Annotated in this window: 16 protein-coding genes and 1 tRNA gene; 5 read left to right on the forward strand and 12 right to left on the reverse strand. The window is 41.6% G+C overall.

The window, feature by feature from the left end; all coding sequences use genetic code 11:
* Positions 1-2 precede the first annotated feature (2 nt).
* Positions 3-1,019: a phosphoserine phosphatase SerB gene (gene serB / locus QUE46_RS12790; RefSeq protein WP_286245072.1), complete on the reverse strand. Its 1,017-nt coding sequence runs from the start codon at positions 1,017-1,019 to the stop codon at positions 3-5.
* Between the two features lie 151 nt (positions 1,020-1,170).
* On the opposite strand from serB, the gene QUE46_RS12795 reads away from it, so the two are divergent.
* Positions 1,171-1,791: an AhpA/YtjB family protein gene (locus tag QUE46_RS12795; protein ID WP_286245073.1), complete on the forward strand. Its 621-nt coding sequence runs from the start codon at positions 1,171-1,173 to the stop codon at positions 1,789-1,791.
* On the opposite strand, the gene QUE46_RS12800 is transcribed toward QUE46_RS12795, so the two are convergent.
* The 4 genes from QUE46_RS12800 to prfC all read right to left on the reverse strand — a co-directional run bounded on the left by QUE46_RS12800 (position 1,758) and on the right by prfC (position 6,949).
* On the reverse strand, positions 1,758-2,525 hold the full coding sequence (locus QUE46_RS12800; RefSeq protein WP_286245074.1) for a TatD family hydrolase: 768 nt from the start codon (positions 2,523-2,525) through the stop codon (positions 1,758-1,760). The two genes, QUE46_RS12795 and QUE46_RS12800, sit on opposite strands and share 34 nt — an antisense overlap.
* A gap of 12 nt (positions 2,526-2,537) precedes the next feature.
* Positions 2,538-3,176 (reverse strand): pyridoxamine 5'-phosphate oxidase, encoded by a 639-nt coding sequence (pdxH, locus tag QUE46_RS12805; protein ID WP_286245075.1) that lies wholly within the window; start codon positions 3,174-3,176, stop codon positions 2,538-2,540.
* 378 nt (positions 3,177-3,554) lie between these two features.
* Positions 3,555-5,297 carry an arginine--tRNA ligase gene (gene argS, locus QUE46_RS12810; protein ID WP_286245076.1) on the reverse strand — a complete coding sequence of 581 codons (1,743 nt, stop codon included), beginning with the start codon at positions 5,295-5,297 and terminating at the stop codon, positions 3,555-3,557.
* 62 nt (positions 5,298-5,359) lie between these two features.
* The gene (gene prfC / locus QUE46_RS12815; RefSeq protein ID WP_286245077.1) at positions 5,360-6,949 is read right to left on the reverse strand and encodes a peptide chain release factor 3; all 1,590 of its coding nucleotides are present in this window, start codon (positions 6,947-6,949) and stop codon (positions 5,360-5,362) included.
* A 507-nt stretch (positions 6,950-7,456) separates the two neighbouring features.
* Here prfC and QUE46_RS12820 point away from each other — a divergent pair.
* A complete protein-coding gene (locus QUE46_RS12820; protein ID WP_286245078.1) occupies positions 7,457-10,129 on the forward strand; it encodes an ATP-binding protein in 2,673 nt (890 codons plus the stop codon).
* 3 nt (positions 10,130-10,132) lie between these two features.
* Here QUE46_RS12820 and rimI read toward each other — a convergent pair whose 3' ends face one another.
* From rimI to QUE46_RS12835, 3 genes are all read right to left on the reverse strand, one after another.
* Entirely contained in the window at positions 10,133-10,600 is a 468-nt protein-coding gene (gene rimI / locus QUE46_RS12825) for a ribosomal protein S18-alanine N-acetyltransferase (protein WP_286245079.1), read from the reverse strand.
* Positions 10,587-10,892 carry a hypothetical protein gene (locus tag QUE46_RS12830; protein WP_286245080.1) on the reverse strand — a complete coding sequence of 102 codons (306 nt, stop codon included), beginning with the start codon at positions 10,890-10,892 and terminating at the stop codon, positions 10,587-10,589. The genes rimI and QUE46_RS12830 overlap by 14 nt, the downstream gene beginning before the upstream one ends.
* 64 nt (positions 10,893-10,956) lie before the next feature.
* Positions 10,957-11,033 (reverse strand) — tRNA-Trp (locus tag QUE46_RS12835).
* 448 nt (positions 11,034-11,481) lie between these two features.
* Between QUE46_RS12835 and QUE46_RS12840 the strand changes: the two genes are divergently transcribed.
* Entirely contained in the window at positions 11,482-13,071 is a 1,590-nt protein-coding gene (locus QUE46_RS12840) for a BCCT family transporter (RefSeq protein WP_286245081.1), read from the forward strand.
* Positions 13,072-13,174: 103 nt separating this feature from the next.
* Here the strand turns inward: QUE46_RS12840 and guaA are convergent, their stop codons facing one another.
* Positions 13,175-14,752: a glutamine-hydrolyzing GMP synthase gene (gene guaA / locus QUE46_RS12845; RefSeq protein WP_286245082.1), complete on the reverse strand. Its 1,578-nt coding sequence runs from the start codon at positions 14,750-14,752 to the stop codon at positions 13,175-13,177.
* 96 nt (positions 14,753-14,848) lie between these two features.
* Positions 14,849-16,318 carry an IMP dehydrogenase gene (guaB, locus tag QUE46_RS12850; protein WP_286245083.1) on the reverse strand — a complete coding sequence of 490 codons (1,470 nt, stop codon included), beginning with the start codon at positions 16,316-16,318 and terminating at the stop codon, positions 14,849-14,851.
* A 146-nt stretch (positions 16,319-16,464) separates the two neighbouring features.
* Between guaB and xseA the strand changes: the two genes are divergently transcribed.
* Positions 16,465-17,796, forward strand: coding sequence for an exodeoxyribonuclease VII large subunit (gene xseA, locus QUE46_RS12855; RefSeq protein ID WP_286245084.1), 1,332 nt, complete (start codon positions 16,465-16,467; stop codon positions 17,794-17,796).
* A gap of 9 nt (positions 17,797-17,805) precedes the next feature.
* On the opposite strand, the gene QUE46_RS12860 is transcribed toward xseA, so the two are convergent.
* Together QUE46_RS12860 and cysE are read right to left on the reverse strand one after the other, a co-directional pair.
* Positions 17,806-18,483: a hypothetical protein gene (locus QUE46_RS12860; protein WP_286245085.1), complete on the reverse strand. Its 678-nt coding sequence runs from the start codon at positions 18,481-18,483 to the stop codon at positions 17,806-17,808.
* 39 nt (positions 18,484-18,522) lie between these two features.
* Positions 18,523-19,341, reverse strand: a complete 819-nt coding sequence (gene cysE / locus QUE46_RS12865) for a serine O-acetyltransferase (protein WP_286245086.1) — start codon at positions 19,339-19,341, stop codon at positions 18,523-18,525.
* A gap of 336 nt (positions 19,342-19,677) precedes the next feature.
* Here cysE and QUE46_RS12870 point away from each other — a divergent pair, with 336 nt between their 5' ends.
* Positions 19,678-20,085 carry a hypothetical protein gene (locus QUE46_RS12870; RefSeq protein WP_286245087.1) on the forward strand — a complete coding sequence of 136 codons (408 nt, stop codon included), beginning with the start codon at positions 19,678-19,680 and terminating at the stop codon, positions 20,083-20,085.
* The last annotated feature ends 1 nt before the right edge of the window (position 20,086 follow it).

Consider the following 20,086-nt stretch of genomic DNA (forward strand, 5'->3'; position numbering starts at 1 on the left):
GGTTACTTTTTTAAAGGAATTGCCAACATATACAGCAATTGCAATAAAGAACCCTGACATATAGCGGCTTGAGCCTGCTCCACCACCTTTGGCTTACCATGTACAGCAACACCTAACCCTGCTTTTTCCATCATTAGCAAATCGTTTGCGCCATCGCCAATGGCTACCGTTTGCGTATTTTCTAAGCCCAACTTTTGTTGCAGCGTTTCTAAAATAACCGCTTTTTGCTGCGCATCAACAATAGTACCAGAGACCTTACCGGTGAGCTTATCGTTTGCAAATTCAAGTACATTAGCATGTACTTCATCTAAGTTAATAAGCTGTTGCACACGCTCTGCAAAAGGAACAAAACCGCCTGATGCGATGGCTAGATACCAGTGATGCTGTTTTAATATTTGGCATAACGCTTTAATACCTGGCATTAATGGCAAAGTACTTTTTAAGCCGTCTATTAAGCTTTGCTCTATACCTGCTAACTTTGCAACACGCTGATTTAAACTTTCGCTAAAATCTAGTTTGCCCGCCATTGCGAGTGCGGTCACAGAGGCCACATCGTCATAAACATCAGCTAAACGCGCAATTTCGTCTATGCACTCTATGGTGATGGCGGTGGAGTCCATATCCATAACCAATAAGCCTGGTTTATATAAGTTTGGCGGCGTAATGACTTGTACTAGCTGAAAATCAAGCGTGCTTGCAAACTCCCCTAGCGCAAGCGGATTAATTTTTGTCTCAGCTTCAGGGCTATAAAAACACAAAGCTGGTGCTAAGCCTAAGTCAGGCTGATACTGGCATACAGCGGTTACATTAAGTTCGTGCTCTTTTAAAAACTTGATAATACTGGTTACATGCGTTAGTTCAAAATCACCGGCAAACGCAATACTAAATATCCCAACGGTTTTATCTGGTAGTGTTTGAGCGGGAATAAAATGCCCATCATTGTAATCAAACCATGTGTTTAGCGTTAAAGAGTGTAATGCTTGCTCAGCAGCTGGCTGTGCCATGTTCATTTGCGACATGGGTTCTCCGTGTTTGTTATTTATTTTTCTAATTTTGCGTATCAATTAGGGGATTCATAACGCTAAATTCGCCATTGAGGTAGATTTAAGGTTATAGTTAGTATAGTTGTAACATCAAATCAAAATGCTGTCAGTAGCATATACGGTGACTATGAAAAATAACCATATAAAAAGCCCTTTATCTGCATCACAAAGAAAGCGAATTATTCGCTTATTATTGGCTGCGGGCTGTTTTGTATTACTGAGCTTTGTAGGTGTTAACAGTAGCTTTGAAAGCCACCAACTACTTTATAATAGTGCCGATAATACTGCCAAAAGCTTAGCCCGATTTATGGCACTTAATGCTAAAGAGCCATTGCTTGCTAAAAACAAACCACAACTTAATGCGTTGTGTAACGATATAAGTAAAGACGAGTTTGTACTTTCAGCCACAATATACGATCAGCAAGGTGTGCTTATAGCCAGCAGTGATCATTGGCAGTCGCATCATGTATATGGCCAATTACCAGAGTCGACCCCTGGTATAAGTAAACTAAAAACCCCGTTTGTCGAGCCTGTTGTAAGTGATATAGACAAGCCTCTTGGTTTTGTCTCTATTACCTATTTAACCCGTGCGGCGATATCAGACAGCCACAATCATTTTCATGATTTAGGCAGGCAAGTTTTGTTAATGCTAGTTATTGCGTGTATTTTTACTTGGCAGCTAGGACGTGCACTAAAGCGCTGGCAGGTAAACCGTTATATGCAAAAAACCTCAGAGCAAGAGTCGTAAAGCTGCTTAGCAAGCGCCTCTTTATCGCTACATTGTTTTAAACTACATACTACGTTAAACACATTTGGAATGTGTAGTGGCGTATTAATTTCACCTTGGTGACCGCTAAGTGGCATTGAGGGCGAGTCGGTTTCGAGCACTAAGTGTTGTGGCTCAATTTGAGCAATGACATTACGGGTTTTAGCTGCTCGCTCGTACGTTATAACCCCACCTACCCCTAATTTAAAACCTTGTTTAATGTAATAGTGTGCTTGCTGGAGTGATCCCGAAAACGCATGTATCACCCCACCATATTTTGGCTTACAACGTTTGAACGATTGCGCAATTAAGTCATGGCTTTGCCTGTGGTGCACAATAAGCGGTAAATTTAGCTCATTAGCAATCGTTATTTGCTGCTCAAATAACCGCGTTTGTTTTGCAAGGTTTTCAATACTTCTATCGAGCCCACACTCACCTATTGCCACCAGCTGGTTAATATTTGCTTTTGCAAAATCAAAAAGCTGCGCTAAGTGAAGTTCTTTATGATCATCTAAAAAGTAAGGGTGGAGCCCTGCAGCTATATGCACTTGTGGGTATTCGCTTTTAAACGCAATTAGCTGCTTAGATTGCGCCAAGCTAATGCCTGGCACTATAAAGCGCTCAACGCCCTTTGCCACACATTCTTTTATAAGTGATTCACGCTCTGCGTCAAACTCATTAAAATCAAGATGGCAATGGGAGTCTATAAACTTCACAAGCGTAGCTTCTTAAGGGTTTAAACGTGTCACTTGCCAGCTATTATCGTCTTGGCGCTGGTACATAAAGCGGTCATGTAAACGGTGTGCGCCACCTTGCCAAAACTCTATTTTTGTAGGTACTACGCAATAGCCGCCCCAAAAGTCAGGCAATGGGATTTCACCATTGGCAAATTTACTCTTCATATTGGCAAAGGTTTCCATAAGTACTTTTCGCGACGACACGGGCCTGCTTTGCGCTGAAGCCCAGGCCGCTAATTGGCTTTCTTTAGGACGCGATAGGAAATATTTAGCCACTGCTGCTGTAGGTAGTGGCTTAGCCTCGCCGTACACAATCACTTGGCGCTCCATATGGTGCCACGGAAAATGCAACGATATTTTATTATTACCTTTTAGCTCTTGTGCTTTACGAGAGCCGGTATTAGTAAAAAATACAAACCCGTTATCATCTAAATGCTTTAACAGCACAATACGCTGTGAAGGTTGCCCTGTTTCATCAACTGTTGCTACAACCATCGCCGTTGGGTCTGGAATATTACTGCCCACAGCATGCTCAAGCCACGTTTCAAATTGTTTGAATGGATCATCTTGCAAGTTATCTTCGCTTAGCGCGTCTTGCAGGTATTCACGGCGGATATCTTCGAGTTTCATAAACAAATCCTTCTAAAGAGCTATCAGCTATCAGCTATCAGCTATCAGCTATCAGCTATCAGCTATCAGCTATCAGCTACAAAATTGATGCACCTATAGGAGACGTCAAGTATAAACACCTAACATTATCTGCAAGTGTAGAAGTGCTAGCAAGGCGGTAGAACTATTTATGCCAAGGAGCATACAATAAGTATGTGACTTAGGCTAAAAAAGCACGACAACGCAGTCAAAGCGAACTACACGCAGCAGACGTTCACCTAAGTAGTTTAGCCTAAGACAAGGCGTCTAATCCGGCTTATCCCTATGAGCATACGGTTTGTATGTGATTAGGGTAAGTCAGATTAGATAACGCAGTATTAGGTTAAAATACGACGGTGATTACATTTGCTCCATGACTTCAATGCCAAGTAAGTCCAATCCAGTTTTCAGCGTATCTGCCACTAAATTACACAACACTAAACGGCTGTCACGCACGCTTGGCTCTACGCCTTCTTTAAGTACTGGGCAGGCTTCGTAGAATGTCATGTATAAGCTAGCTAGTTCGTATAAGTAGCTACATAATACGTGTGGGGTAGCCTCAGAGATCATTAAATCAAGCACTTCTTCAAGCTGTAGCAGTTTAAGCGCTAGCGCTTTTTCTTGTGGCTCTGTAATAGCTACATCAGCATTTAGCGTAGCGGCATCTACACCTGATTTACGGAAAATACTACGCACACGCGTATAAGCATATTGTAGGTAAGGTGCTGTAGCGCCTTCAAAGCTTAACATGGTGTCCCAGTTGAATATGTAATCGCTGGTACGATGCTTAGACAGATCAGCATATTTAACGGCGCCAATACCTACTTTACGCGCAATTTCACTGCGCTCATGCTCAGATAAGTCTGATTCACGCTCTGCTAATTTTGCTGCTGCACGGCTAATCGACTCTTCAAGTAAATCAGCAAGTTTAACAGTGCCACCGGTACGGGTTTTAAATGGTTTACCATCGGCGCCCATCATGGTGCCAAATGGGCAAAACTCATAGCTTGTTTCATCGCGTAAAAGGCCTGCTTTACGTGCGGTAAGCTCTACTTGGTTAAAGTGAAGGCTTTGGCGTGCATCAACAAATATTAAAATACGCTCAGCGCCTAAGGTATTTGAGCGATAGTTACACGCGGCTAAATCGGTGGTTGCATATAAAAAGCCGCCGCCAGATTTTTGCACGATAAACGCCGATGGCTCGCCATCTTTATTGGCAAGTTCATCTAAAAACACCACTTGTGCGCCTTGCGACTCCACAGCTATGTTTTTATCTTTTAATAGGCTAATAATATCGTTAAGCTCACTGTTGTAAGCACTTTCAGCCATAATATCGTCTTGAGTAAGCGTTACATTTAGACGTTTGTAAACCTCTTCAGAGTGCTTAACAGAGGTTGCTATAAATAATTTCCATAGTTTTTCACAGTGCGCGTCGCCGCCTTGTAGTTTAACAACGTAATCACGGGCTTTATCGGCAAAGCCTTCTTCATCGTCAAAACGTTTTTTAGCATCGCGGTAAAACGTTTCTAAATCAGCAAGCGCTACCGACTCTAAGTCTACGCCTTGGCTAATTTGATCTTCTAAATGCGCAATTAGCATACCAAACTGTGTGCCCCAATCGCCCATGTGGTTTTGACGAATGACTTTATCGCCTCTAAATTCAAGCGCACGTACAATGGCATCACCAATAATGGTTGAACGCAAATGGCCTACGTGCATTTCTTTTGCAAGGTTAGGCGATGAGTAATCTACCACAACAGTTTGCGGTTCAGCGTGCTCGTTTACAGCCAGTTTTGCATCGCTGTTTGCTGCTTTTACACTGTTGGCCAAAAACTCAGGCTTTAAATGAATATTAATAAAACCTGGGCCGGCAATTTCTGTTTTTTCAGCAATCTCGGTTACATCTAGGTTATCAATAATTTTTTGTGCAAGCTCGCGTGGGTTGCTTTTCATTTTTTTAGCGGCGCCCATTGCACCATTAATTTGGTAATCACCAAATTGTGGACGTGTGCTTTGTGTAACTGCTGGGTTTGTGTCTTCAGGTAAGCCTGCTGCAGTCATGGCGGCAATGGCTTTTTCTACTAAGATAGTACGAATGTTCATTATATTATTTACCTTTGTAAGCCCGCTAAAGCAGGCTTTCAGTTAACTTTAGTCAGTCAATTCTAGTTTTCGCGCGTATGGCTAAATGTTACGTCTGGGTAACGCTCTACCGATAGATTAAGGTTTACACGGCTCGGCGCTATGTAAGTTAAGTTATCGCCACCATCGAGTGCTAGGTTGCTTTCGCACTTGCGTTTAAACTCTTCAAACTTTTTAACATCATCACAGTGTACCCAACGCGCAGTATTTACGTTTACGCCTTCATAAATAGCATCTACGTTGTACTCTGCTTTTAAACGCGCTACCACTACGTCAAACTGAAGCACACCTACCGCGCCCACAATCAAATCGTTATTAATAAGTGGTCTAAATACCTGAACTGCGCCCTCTTCAGATAGCTGTACTAAGCCCTTTAATAACTGCTTTTGTTTAAGCGGATCTTTTAATCGAATACGACGAAATAGCTCAGGGGCAAAGTTAGGAATACCACTAAATTTTAGCTTTTCGCCTTGCGTAAAGGTATCACCAATTTGAATCGTGCCGTGGTTGTGTAAACCAATAATGTCGCCCGCGAATGCATCTGCTGCGCGCTCACGATCGCCTGCCATAAAGGTTACCGCATCAGAAATACTTATTTGTTTACCAATACGCACATGGTTCATTTTCATGCCTTGGCTGTATTTACCCGATACAATACGCATAAAGGCAATACGGTCACGGTGTTTAGGGTCCATATTGGCCTGAATTTTAAACACAAAACCAGTAAAGTTTTCTTCTGTTGCAACAACTTGGCGATCATCTGTTTCGCGTGGCAATGGCGTTGGTGCCCACTGCGTTAAACCATCAAGCACATGGTCTACACCAAAGTTACCAAGGGCTGTACCAAAGTACACGGGCGAAAGCTCACCCGCTAAAAACAGCTCAAGATCAAACTCGTTAGAGGCACCTATTACTAGCTCTAGTTCTTCACGTAATTGTTCAGCGAGCTCTTCACCAATGGCAGTATCAAGCTCTGGGTTGTCAAGGCCTTTAACTGTACGTACTTCTTGAATAGTATGACCTTGTCCTGTTTTATATAAAACCGCCTCGTCATTATGAATGTGGTAAACACCTTTAAACTCTTTACCACAACCAATTGGCCACGTAATAGGCGCACAAGCAATATTTAGCTCTGTTTCTACTTCATCAAGTAGCTCCATTGGGTCACGAATATCACGGTCACACTTATTCATAAAGGTAACAATTGGCGTGGTTCGTAGGCGCGTAACTTCCATTAGTTTACGGGTACGGTCTTCTACACCTTTTGCGGCATCAATAACCATTAAACACGAGTCTACCGCGGTCAATGTACGGTAAGTATCTTCTGAGAAGTCTTCGTGTCCAGGGGTATCAAGTAAATTAACTAGCGCATTGTTATATGGAAACTGCATTACAGAAGTAGTAACCGATATACCACGCTCTTTTTCCATTTCCATCCAATCAGACTTCGCATGCTGATTAGAGCCACGGCCTTTTACAGTACCGGCTTTTTGAATCGCTTGTCCGAACAAAAGTACTTTTTCGGTGATGGTTGTTTTACCAGCATCCGGGTGCGATATAATTGCAAAAGTCCTTCGCTTGCTAATTTCGTTGATAATATTCTGGTCTGCCATTAATAAGTTCTTTTAGTTTGATGCCAAGTTACATGCATAACATTAAGTGTATGCAAGGCAACCCGTTAAGTTGATCGTTATTAACTGGGCCTTGAGCAATTTAGTGTGAATAAATTGACAACAATTAACGCCATATAGCTAATTTTTTAATAGTGGCAATTGTAACAGGAGTCGGTATAAAAGTGTGCTATCTAACTTAAAAATATCTTGGCTCTGTCTATTTACTATTTTAGGGGGCCAGCTAACTCTAATTTAATTGGTAGATACATTAGGTTTTAATAATGATGTTTTCACTTCAAGTACATAAATAGGGTAACTTTTAAACCTTTACAGGTAACTTAAAGTGTCAAGAATATAAAAGCCTCCTTAGCAATAGCTTATTAACACCCCATAGATTTAAATGTCATATTTTCACCCTAAATTAACGCTAATCGGCCTCTGCTTCTTGAGAATTAAATCTGTAACGCATATCATTGATAGATTGCACGGAGGATAAGTAGTTTGGTCATGAAAACCAGTAAGTTAAGCATTCGATTATTATGGTATATAACTCCGCTTGTTATATTGCCTTTGTTGTTTTTAGGTGGTTTTACATTAACTAACGTAACTAACTCAACACAAAAGCAGGCTGATCTTATAATGAGTCGCTTTGTTGAGCAGCAACAGCAAAAGGTTTTCAACTACATAGACTCGTTCCATTCAACAGCAAAACTACTGTCTACCTCGCCTGTTTTAAACGACTTTTTATCTAACGACATTCATGCTGATGGCAGCTATACCCGCCGCTTAGGGGCACTCATGGATGTTTTTGCCAGTTACAGTGAAGCCTACCCAGATATCATTAGTATTAATTTAGTGTCGGCCAGTGGTAAAAGTGACGCGTATTATTCTAATAACTTAACAACCGCACCGCAGTCATACCCCTTTTTTAAGCAAGTACTGCAAAGTAATTTGCGCCAGCAACAATTTATGGTGCAAAACAGCGACGGCACCACCAACTTATTTTTTGTACAACGCGTACAAAGTGTTGATTACTATTTAAAACGCCCACAACAACTTGGCTTTATAGTATTGCAAGTTGAGCCCTCTATATTAAACACCAGTATTTTAGAGGCCCCTTATAACAACACCCTTAATTTACTACTGACTAACGATGGGCAAATTTTATTCAGCTCAGACTACAGCTTACGCGGGCAATATATTACCGAGTACGAGCTTGATCAGGTTCACAACTTGGCAGATGTAGGCACCCTTTCGACTATTGAGCTTTCGAGCATAGACAAAATAGAAAGAATGATATTTGCCGTGCAAATGAGTGGTGGCTATTACTTTGTTTCAACTATTCCAAAAGGCGTGCTTTATCAATCAGGTAAGGCAATTAGCTTAATTACAGGCTTAATTGTGATTATTTCGGTGATCACCCTGCCTATTCTTATTTTTGTGGTTGTGCGTAATTTACTGCTAAACCCCATTGAGCTTTTAGGGGCCGCTAGCCACCGCGTAGGCGATGGTGATTTATCGGTAAATTTACCTGCTCATACCAATGATGAAGTTGGGGTGTTGTTTAACGATTTTAACCACATGATTAACCAAATTAGACATTACCAAGAGCAGCTAGAAGAATATAAACATCACCTAGAAGACAAAGTCGAAAGCCGTACTAAAGCGCTCGAAGCGATGAACAGCCAGCTTGAACTTGCCATAGCTCAAGCAGAGCAAGCCAACCAGCTTAAAAGCCGTTTTTTAGCAAATATGAGTCACGAGATTCGCACCCCACTTACTGCCATTATGGGCTTTACCGAGCAGTTACTAATTAACGATAAAGTGGTTAATGACAAACAGCATTTAAATACCATTTTACGAAACTCTAAACACTTATTAGAGCTAATAAACAACATACTCGATTTATCTAAAATAGAGGCAGAAAAGCTCGCTGTAGAGCAAGCCCCCCTTAATGTAGTGCAGCTGGTTCACGATATAGAATCAATTATTGAACCGCTAGCGCACGAAAAACAACTCGCGTTTAGCATTCATTACGAGCTGCCATTACCGCGCACTATTTATAGTGATATGACGCGCTTAAAACAAATTTTGATAAACATAGCCAGCAATGCTGTCAAATTTACCGAGCAAGGCCAGGTGTCTATTTGTGTACATTATTTGCAAAGTAAGCAGCAGCTTGAATTTGTTGTTAAAGACACCGGGATTGGTATGTCTGAGCACCAAATAGAGCGTATATTTAAACCTTTTGAACAAGCCGATGCCACCACCACGCGCCGCTTTGGGGGCACAGGGTTAGGCTTATGTATTTCTAAAAACTTAGCGCAGTTATTGGGTGGCGATGTTACTTTAAAAAGCGAAATTGGCATAGGCAGTCGCTTTGCTATTACCGTTGATTGCCATATTAACGAGCCTAAACAGTCACTAGAACTTTTAACTGAGCAAACACAGCTTATTCCAGAAAAAGACCCTTTCTTATCGTTTGCCACTTCTAGTTTTGATGCCAACATACTTGTTGCCGAAGATAACCCAGATAACCAGCTACTTATAAAATTGCTTTTACAAACCTGGGGCCTAGAGCCTGATATGGCTAATAATGGTGCACAAGCAGTAGAAATGGCATTAGTTAACGACTACCAGCTCATTATTATGGATATGCAAATGCCAGTAATGGGCGGCCTTGAGGCAACTAAAATGCTACGCCATGCAGCCTACGATGGGCCTATTATTGCGCTTACCGCTAATGTAATGAACCACGATATAGACACCTATATAGAGGCCGGTTGTGATAAAGCACTGGCAAAACCCATTGATAAAGACGCGCTTGAAAACGTACTTGTCAGTTACTTAAATCTTGAAAAAGATAATCAGAATAAGTGGGATAGCTTACTAAAAAGTGAAAAATTTCAGCAAATTAACGATAACTATGTGGCTAATCTGCCAAGTTACCTACAAAAGGTAAACAGCTTAAAAGCCAGTAACGATGCAGAAGCGCTTCGAAGCGTAGCTCATAGCCTAAAAGGCAGCGCGGGGTGCTTCAATTTTGACGATATTTACCACAGTGCCGCTTTATTAGAAGAGAACTTACTCAGTAACGATCAAACACAACGCCCTACTTTGATCATTAATTTAATCAATGCAATAGAGCAAACTATTGCTAAAAGTAAACTGACAGCTTAAAGCTTACAAAAACCCTAAATTAAGTGCCATGCCCATAAGTATGGCATCTTCAAACCCATTTTTAGTTTCATTGTCGCTTGGGTAATAGTTTTTACGCACCGACATTTGCGTAAAGCCAGCGTGTTCGTACAGCTTTATTGCACGCGCGTTTGATTCTCGTACTTCTAAAAAAAGATTTTCAGCATTTTGCTGCTCGCCATACTCAATAAACTGGCTAAGCAACTGCCTTGCAATGCCTTTACCTTGCTCACTGGGCGTTACGCATATATCCATAAGGGTAAAGTCAGGTCCTGCCTTTTCACCTATATAAAAACCCACCAACGTGTTTTCATCAAACGCGGCTAAATTAAAGTAACGGCCGCCCATGCAAGAGCTCATTGTTTTAAGAGTCCAAGGATGAGAGTGGCAGGCAGTTTCTATAGCCATTAATTGTGCTATTGCACTTTCGTTTACAGGTTTAAAATTTATCAAGGCGTGTGCTCATTAAAGCCCATAAAGCGCGCTTATCAGAAGCACTGAGCTGTGAGGTTGGTAGTGTAAGCTTATCGTCAGTTAACTGTATGTCTGCCCCTTTTAAAACATGATTAATTGTTAAAGAAGGTGCACTTAAGCGTATATCACTTAATAACTGCTTGCTCAGCGCTAAAGGCTCAACGGAAGTACTTTGTGAGACAGCTAAAGTAGTCTCAGTATTTTTAGGACGATAGTGCTGATTTAGTTCAAGGTTTTCTATACCAAAAATAGCTGCGTAACGTGGATGCATAACAACTCAGTAGATTAAACACTAGAACAATATATGAAGTAACAAAAACGATGTAAAGAAGAAATGGCAGGGGCGGAGAGATTCGAACTCCCAACCGTCGGTTTTGGAGACCGCTGTTCTACCAATTGGAACTACGCCCCTGCAATGTCGACGAATTATAGAGACCTTTTAGAAAAGGTAAAGTAAAAAATTAACTTTTTAGTTCAACTGCTTTTAAAACATACAAAACGATGAATTAGCATGCTAATTTGCTATTTTTATTCACTTTAAATTGTACTATGTCGTGATTATAACCACGAATTATGCAGGTATTAGTTTTTCATACTTGCTGATTTTTGTAATTTGCAAAACAAAGGCGGCTGTAAAACAACCAATCTTTATTTTTTAACTGGCTATAGTTTTGCGCAGCGCCAAACATAAACAAATCAATAACATTGGCAGCAATTATGATACAATTTTGCGTCTAGGAGATCCGCGCCTTACCACCCAATTGCATATTTCATCATGTATCTTACTTACGCGGATTATTCACAATGCAAATATGGAGGAGCTTTACTATTGGCTTTTGCCAATGGTTCACGCCAGTTATATGAAGTTTAAATCAAAAAAATACAGTATCGACTCAACTGATTACCAAGTAGGCCAAGATAACGTTAGTAAATGGGGTATGGATATACACAGTAACGTATTTTCTGTTTCTGTTGGCTTATCTCTACTTTTTATTATAACGCTACTCGCTTTGTCACCTAGCGAAGCAAAAGAAGCTATTAACTCTATAAAAAATGCTGCACTTACAAACTTTGACTACGTATTTATGTGGGGCGCAAACATATTATTATTATTTGCTATAGGTATAGCAGCCTCACCACTTGGAAAAATTCGCTTAGGGGGCGATAAAGCAACAACCGATTACTCTACCCTCTCTTGGATTTCTATGCTGTTTGCCGCAGGTATGGGTATTGGCCTTATTTTTTGGGGCGTAGCCGAACCTACTGCATTTTATACCGACTGGTTTGGCACCCCGCTTAACGCTGAAGCCTTTACCGAGCAAGGGCGAGAAATGGCCTTAGGGGCAACGGTATTTCACTGGGGTCTGCATGCATGGGCTATTTATGGCATGACCGCATTATGCCTAGCGTACTTTGTATATAACAAGGGATTACCACTTTCAATGCGCTCAGTATTTTATCCCCTATTTGGCGATAGAGTATGGGGCAAGCTAGGTGATGTAATAGATGTAATGGCCGTGTTGGTAACTCTTTTTGGCCTTGCTACATCACTTGGGCTGGGTGGCTCACAAGCAGCCAGTGGTATAAGCCATGTGTTAGGTTTTGAAAACTCACTATTTCTGCAACAAGCTATCATTGTGTTAATTATGGGCTTGGCTATTTTATCTATTGTACGCGGTATGGATGGCGGCGTTAAATTGCTAAGTAATATAAATATGGGCATAGCATTTGTGTTTTTAGCCCTGGTATTTATTTTAAACTTTACCACCGTTCTAGATTCTGCTTACACAGCAGTAATAGGCTATGTTAAAAATATTATTCCACTAAGCTCAAGCACCAGCCGAGAAGACACGCAGTGGCTACACGGCTGGACCGTATTTTACTGGGCTTGGTGGGTAGCGTATGCACCTTGCTTTGGTATGTTTGTAGCGCGTATTTCTAAGGGGCGTACTATTCGCGAATTTTTAGTGTACGTTTTACTTATTCCAACCTTAGTGACCACTGCGTGGATGTCGGTGTTTGGTGGCGTAGCAATTGATCAGGTTATAAATGAAATTGGCGTTCTAGGTACCGATCAAGGAATTACAGATGTATCTCTGAGCTTATTTTATATGCTCGATGCGTACTCTTTTGGCACCGTGCTTTCGCTTTTAGCAGTGGCATTAATTATTATATTTTTTGTAACTACACTCGATTCTGGTTCTATTGTAATTGATAGCCTTACATCAGGCGGAAAGCTAGAAGTACCTATAAAGCAAAAATTAGTATGGGCTAACATTGCCGGTATAATTGCCATGCTAATGCTGTGGATTGGGGGAACTGAGTCTATTCAGGCACTACAGTATATAACCATTATTGCAGCGCTGCCTTTTACGTTTATTTTATTGTTTGGCAGCGTAAGCCTTGTAAAAGGGCTGCTTACTGAGCTAGAGCCAAAAGCTAAACCTTAAAATTAAGAGCTAAAATTAGCACGTAAAAAAGCCCGTTTACAAACGGGCTTTTTAATACGCAATAATAAGCTTAGCTTAACAAAGTAAGCTTATTTGCTTGGGTTTATTCCCACTCAATTGTGGCTGGTGGTTTACCAGAAATATCGTAAACAACACGCGAGATACCGTCAATTTCGTTAATGATACGGTTAGAAACCACACCTAAAAACTCATACGGTAAATGTGACCAGCGCGCCGTCATAAAGTCGATAGTTTCAACACAACGTAGTGACACAACCCAATCATACTTACGAGCATCGCCCATAACCCCTACCGACTTAACAGGTAAGAATACAGTAAACGCTTGGCTTACTTTATGATAAAGCTCAGCTTTGTGTAGCTCTTCAATAAAGATAGCATCAGCACGGCGTAGTAAATCACAGTACTCTTTTTTGATTTCGCCAAGTACACGTACGCCTAAACCAGGACCTGGGAATGGGTGGCGGTAAAGCATGTCGTAAGGTAAACCAAGCTCTAAGCCAATTTTACGTACTTCATCTTTAAATAATTCACGTAATGGCTCAACTAAGCCCATTTTCATGTCATCTGGTAAGCCGCCCACGTTGTGGTGAGATTTAATTACGTGTGCTTTACCTGTGGCTGAAGCAGCTGATTCTATTACGTCTGGGTAAATAGTCCCTTGGCCTAACCACTTCGCATTTTTAAGCTTTTTAGCTTGCTCATCAAATACATTAATAAACGTATGGCCAATGGCTTTGCGTTTTTCTTCTGGATCTGATTTGCCTGCAAGGTCAGCTAAGAATTGATCCTCAGCGTCTACTTTAACAATATTTAAGCCAAATTTATTGCCAAACATGTCCATAACTTGCTGACCTTCGTTTAAACGAAGTAAGCCATTATCAACAAATACACATGTTAGATTATCGCCAATGGCACGGTGAATCAGCATTGCTACAACAGATGAGTCAACCCCACCCGATAAGCCTAAAATAACTTCGTCATCGCCAACAGTCTCTTTAATGCGCTCTATAGCATCATCAATAATTTTGGCAGGTGTCCATAGTTTTTCACAGCCACATATATCAATTGCAAAACGCTCTAATAAACGTTGTCCTTGATGAGTGTGAGTTACTTCTGGGTGAAATTGTACGCCGTAAAAACGTTTTTCTTCGTTAGACATAGCAGCATGCGGACACGTTGGTGTTTTAGCTGTGGTGTTAAAGCTTGCTGGCACTTCCATTACTTTGTCGCCGTGGCTCATCCACACGTCTAAAACGCCGTTGCCGCCATCGGTAATATGATCTTCAATTGCATCGAATAATGCACAGTTACCCACTTTTTCTACTTGTGCATAACCAAACTCTTTTTTATCTGAGCTGTGTACACTGCCGCCAAGTTGAGCTGCCATGGTTTGCATGCCGTAACAAATACCCAGCACTGGCACGCCAGCGTTAAACACGTATTCAGGTGCACGCGGGCTGTTCTCTAGTGTGGTTGACTCAGGGCCACCAGATAAAATAATACCTTGTGGATTAAATTCGCGAATTTGCTCTTCGGTCACATCCCATGCCCACAGCTCACAGTAAACGCCAATTTCGCGGATACGACGCGCGATTAATTGAGTGTATTGCGAACCAAAATCTAAAATTAGAATTCGTGAATCGTGAATATCTTTGCTCATGAAGGATCTCGTAAAGTAGATGCTAGATTCCACTAATTTGCTTAGTGGCTATAAAAGAGGGCTGGTAATTCCAGCCCCGTAATTTAAACGTGTTGTTTAACCTAAGCGGTAGTTAGGCGCTTCTTTGGTAATTTGCACATCGTGAACGTGCGACTCACCCATACCTGCAGATGTAACACGTACAAACTGAGGTTTTGTATTTAGCTCTTCAATGGTGGCACAACCCGTTAATCCCATTGCGCTACGAAGGCCACCCACTTGCTGATGAATAATCGTTGCAATTGGGCCTTTATAAGCGACGCGACCTTCAATACCTTCAGGTACTAATTTGTCAGCTTGGTTAGATTTTTGGAAGTAACGATCCGACGAACCTTCTTTTTGATCCATCGCCCCTAACGAGCCCATACCGCGGTAAGATTTGTAGTAACGACCTTGGTAAAGTTCAACTTCGCCTGGCGCTTCTTCAGTACCAGCAAGCATTGAGCCCACCATTACACACGATGCACCCGCAACTAGTGCTTTAACAATATCGCCAGAAAAACGAATACCGCCATCGGCAATTACTGGAATATCACGCCCTTGTAAGCCATCTACCGCATCAGAAATAGCCGTAATTTGTGGCACGCCACAACCTGTAACAATACGCGTAGTACAAATTGAACCTGGGCCAATACCTACTTTAACCGCATCCACACCTGCATCAGCAAGGGCAATTGCGCCTTCGGCAGTGGCAACGTTACCAGCAATAATTTGTAAATCTGGGTAGTCTTTACGTGTTTGTGAAACACGGTCAATAACACCTTGTGAGTGACCATGCGAAGTATCGATAAGTAAAACATCAACACCCGCCTCTACTAATGCAGCAATTCGCTCATCAGTACCTGCGCCAACACCCACTGCAGCACCTACACGTAAACGACCTAGCTCGTCTTTACATGCATGTGGTTTGTCTTGCGCTTTTTGGTAATCTTTTACGGTGATCATGCCTTTTAGTTTAAATGCATCATCAACCACTAAGATTTTTTCAATGCGGTGTTCGTGCATTAAACCTAAAATTTCTTCGCGCGATGCGCCTTCTTGAACCGTTACCAGTTTGTCTTTTTTAGTCATAACGCTAGAAACAGGCTGTTCAAGCTTAGTTTCAAAACGCATGTCACGACCAGTAACAATACCTAGTAGGTTATTTTCGCTATCAGTAACCGGGAAACCCGAGAACCCTTTCTCTTGCGAAAGAAGCGTCGCATCTGCAATCGTTAAATCGGCAGACACAGTAACAGGGAATGATACAATACCTGCTTCGTAGGTTTTAACTTTACGTACGTTTCTCGCTTGTTCTTCAATGGTCATGTTTTTATGGATAAAACCAAGACCACCTTCCTGCGCGAGGGCAATAGCTAAACGAGCTTCTGTAACAGTATCCATAGATGCTGAAATAAGCGGCAAGTTAAGTTTGATACCACGCGTTAAGCGAGTTGAAATATTTGCCGTGTGAGGCAAAACAGTAGAATGACCAGGTACTAAAAGTACGTCATCAAAGGTAAGAGCTTCTTTAGCGATTCTAAGCATTTTGGCAACTTCTCACATGTGGATCTAAGATAAGGAATTGCGGCCAAATTTTAACAGCGTTGTGGGCATTCGTAAATAATATTTCGCAAATATTTATGATAAACTTGCCTTATAACTTGCATCATAATAGTTTTAGGTTGTTTTTTATGTTTTCGAAGCCTTCGCAAACGGTTTACACCGTATCGCGCCTTAACAAAGAGATCCGTACAGTTCTTGAGCAGGGCTTTGCATCGCTCATTTTAACAGGCGAAATTTCTAACTTTATTACCCCTGCTTCTGGGCACTGGTACTTTTCGTTAAAAGATGAAAAAGCACAAATAAAAGCGGCTATGTGGCGCGGCAATAACCGCAGCCAAACTTATCGCCCCGAAAACGGCGCACAAGTAACAGTAAGGGCACGTGTGTCACTTTACGAACCACGTGGTGATTATCAACTTATTGTTGAACATATGGAACCTGCCGGTGAAGGCCAACTTAAGCAAGAGTTTGATGCATTAAAAATGCGCCTCGCCGCAGAGGGTTTATTTAGTTCAGCCTATAAAAAAGCACTGCCGCAAAATATAAACCGTGTGGGTGTAATAACCTCGGCAACAGGCGCTGCCATAAAAGATATATTAACCGTACTAAAACGCCGCGCACCGCAATTAGAGGTAATTATTTACCCAGCCATGGTGCAAGGTAAAGAAGCCCATGTGCACTTAATTAACCAAATACAATTAGCCAATGCACGCAATGAGGTCGACGTACTTATTTTAGGGCGAGGCGGTGGCTCGTTAGAAGATTTATGGTGCTTTAACCATGAGCAGCTTGCGCGTGCTATTTATCAAAGTGAATTACCTATAGTGAGTGCGGTAGGCCACGAAATAGACACCACCATTAGCGATTACGTTGCCGATGTTCGCGCAGCAACACCTTCAGCAGCTGCTGAGCTTGTTAGCCCTAACACGCAAGAGCTACACAGTAAGGTTGTAGAGCTCATTAACCGATTAAATAATGCCTTTAAACACGATATGGCCGATAAGCGCGCACTCGCCACACAGTTACAGCATAGGCTTAACTTGTGCCATCCGCGCAATCAACTTAATCAAAAAGCACAGCGATTAGATGAGCTAACTATTGCATTACAACAGGGCATGCGTAATCGTCTTTACCAAAAAGAGCGCACACTTAATAATTTAACCCCGCGTTTAATGCGCCAATCGCCTGATAAAAAGTTATCGCAAGCCAGTCATCAGCTTATGCAGATACAAACCAGACTTGAGCAAGCAATGCAGCACAAATTGCAACACGCACAAAATAACTTAGCGCTGCAAGCGAGTAGGCTCGATTCGGTCAGTCCACTCAATGTTTTAGCGCGCGGTTACAGCATAACCAAAACCCAACAAGGTAAAGTAGTAAAATCGGTAGATCACATTAAAACGGGTGATGTACTAATTACAGAGCTGGCCGATGGCGCTATAAAATCAACCGCATTGTAAAGCTCTCTATTAGAGCTCTGTTGTCATTAAAAGAGTTAACTCACTGTCACTCGAGGTAGAAGCGGTTCTTTTGAACTGCCGCCAAAACGCTTGTTTCATTAACTTATCGTTTAGCTCTCGCCATTGGGTATGATCAAACGAGTCGTTATCCGTAGGTGCAGCAAGTTCAAATTTACACACCGTGCTTTTACACGATGCGCTAACAACCTCTGGGGTCGCGTTTAAATCTGCGGTTAGTAAAAAGTCTTGTAGCGCTAATTCGGTTTGATAAGCCCACTCTTCATTGCGTACTTGCTCATCAAATTGCGCTTGTAAAACAGCCTGCGCATCCGAGGGGGCACGCAGCTGCTGCGCCGCGTTTTTCATCAAGGCTTTTTGCGCTGCTAATTGCTGCCTAAGCTGCGACACTTGCTCTTTTAAAGGAAGCTCATCAAGCGGTTGTGGATCTGGATTAGGGGAGTTATCTTGTTGCTCTATACCAGCGCTTTGCTCAGGGGATGCTGATACAACACGCTTTGCTGTTGCTTCACTGCTTTTAGGCGGCTGCACAAAAGGTGCCTGCTTTGTATCAACATGTTGTACCTTTGCAGGTTTTGAGTCACTTGAAGCCACATTAAAGTAGCTCCATGTTAAACCTACACCCGCAATAAAACCTATGCCTAATGTTAATAAGCTATGTTTGCTCATTTTAATTCCTTTTATAATTACTTTTTACTTATGCCTTAGTTACAGCATCGCGCTAGTATGTGATTCGTTTTCAGGCTCTTCGGTCGTTAAAAAGTTTTGGTTCATACTTTGCGCAGGACAGGGACAATCCGGTCTGCCAATAATTTTAGCCGGTACGCCTACAGCGGTAGTATGCGGCGGCACTGCGGTTAAAACGACTGATCCTGCGCCAATACGTGCGCCCTCACCTACTTCAATATTACCCAACACCTTAGCACCTGCACCAATAAGCACACCCGCTCTAATTTTAGGATGGCGGTCGCCTTGCTCGTTACCAGTACCACCAAGCGTTACCGATTGAAGTATTGATACATTATCTTCAATTACCGCGGTTTCACCAATAACAATACCGGTGGCGTGATCAAACATTATCCCTTTACCCACCTGACACGCAGGGTGAATATCAACCCCAAACACTTCTGAGGTGCGGCTTTGAATAAAGCGCGCCAGTTCTTTGCGGTTTTGCTGCCACAAGCAGTTAGCTAAACGATGCGCTTGAATAGCATGAAACCCTTTTAAGTTTAAAATAACTGTAAGGTAGGTTTCGGCTGCTGGGTCTCTGTCCTTAACAGCTTTAATATCTTCGGCCACATAGGTAAGCATACGGTCGCACTTTACAAACGCTTGGTCGAACAACTCACGTATTGTAAAAGCCGATACCACTGCATCTGCCAACTTATTAGCAACAATAAAGCTTAACGCCGAACCTAAACACTCATGATTTAAAATGCATGAATACACATGACTTGCTAAAAGTGGTTCGCGAGTTACAACTTCATTAGCTTCACTACGAAGCTGTTGCCAAATTTCATGACGCATAATACTGCCTTAAATTGATATAAAAAGAGCCTTTTGCTAAGTCTAACGGATTTAACGCCTTATGTGTTAATCCCTTAACTATTTGTTCTGGTTATTAGTTATAACTAGCAATCTCAAATAATATTATAGATGCTTAGCTTTTTTTTAGATTAAGCTATACGACAGTAGCTAAAGCAACCTACACATATAAAAACAAAATAAATTGTTATAAATCAAAAGCTAGCACAGTATGGCAGGTGTGGTGTCATATGCCAAACTAACTACTGACATACTACTGACGGCGTAAAAAATAAAAACAAACGCTAAATTAGCATCATCAACTCAACAAGGATAACGATGATGAAAAACGACATATTAAATACTAAAAAACTCGGCTATAAATTTTACTTTCAGGATGGCGACAACCAAATTGCTTGTTTTGGTAGTTACTTCACTGGTAAAGAAGAAGTGTACATAAATGATGATTTATTCAGTAAAAAGCGCACTATTAATTGTGCAAGCACGCATTCTTTTGATTTTGGGGGCGCACAGTACCAAGTAAAATTTGACATGCTCAACATACTCACTGGGCGCCTAGAATGTACTCTTTATAAAAATAGCAGTGTGATAGCCAAACAAGTTCAAAGTAGCCTTTCGGATGATCCTAAAAAAGCAGCATTTTTTCTTGCTGGCTGTACATTAGGTGGAGCGGTATTTGGCTATACAACAGCCACCATTGTTGAACTATTTGTAGGGAAGCTTTAAC

Origin of the sequence: Pseudoalteromonas sp. MM1, assembly GCF_030296835.1 — a bacterium.
Taxonomy (GTDB): Bacteria; Pseudomonadota; Gammaproteobacteria; order Enterobacterales; family Alteromonadaceae; genus Pseudoalteromonas.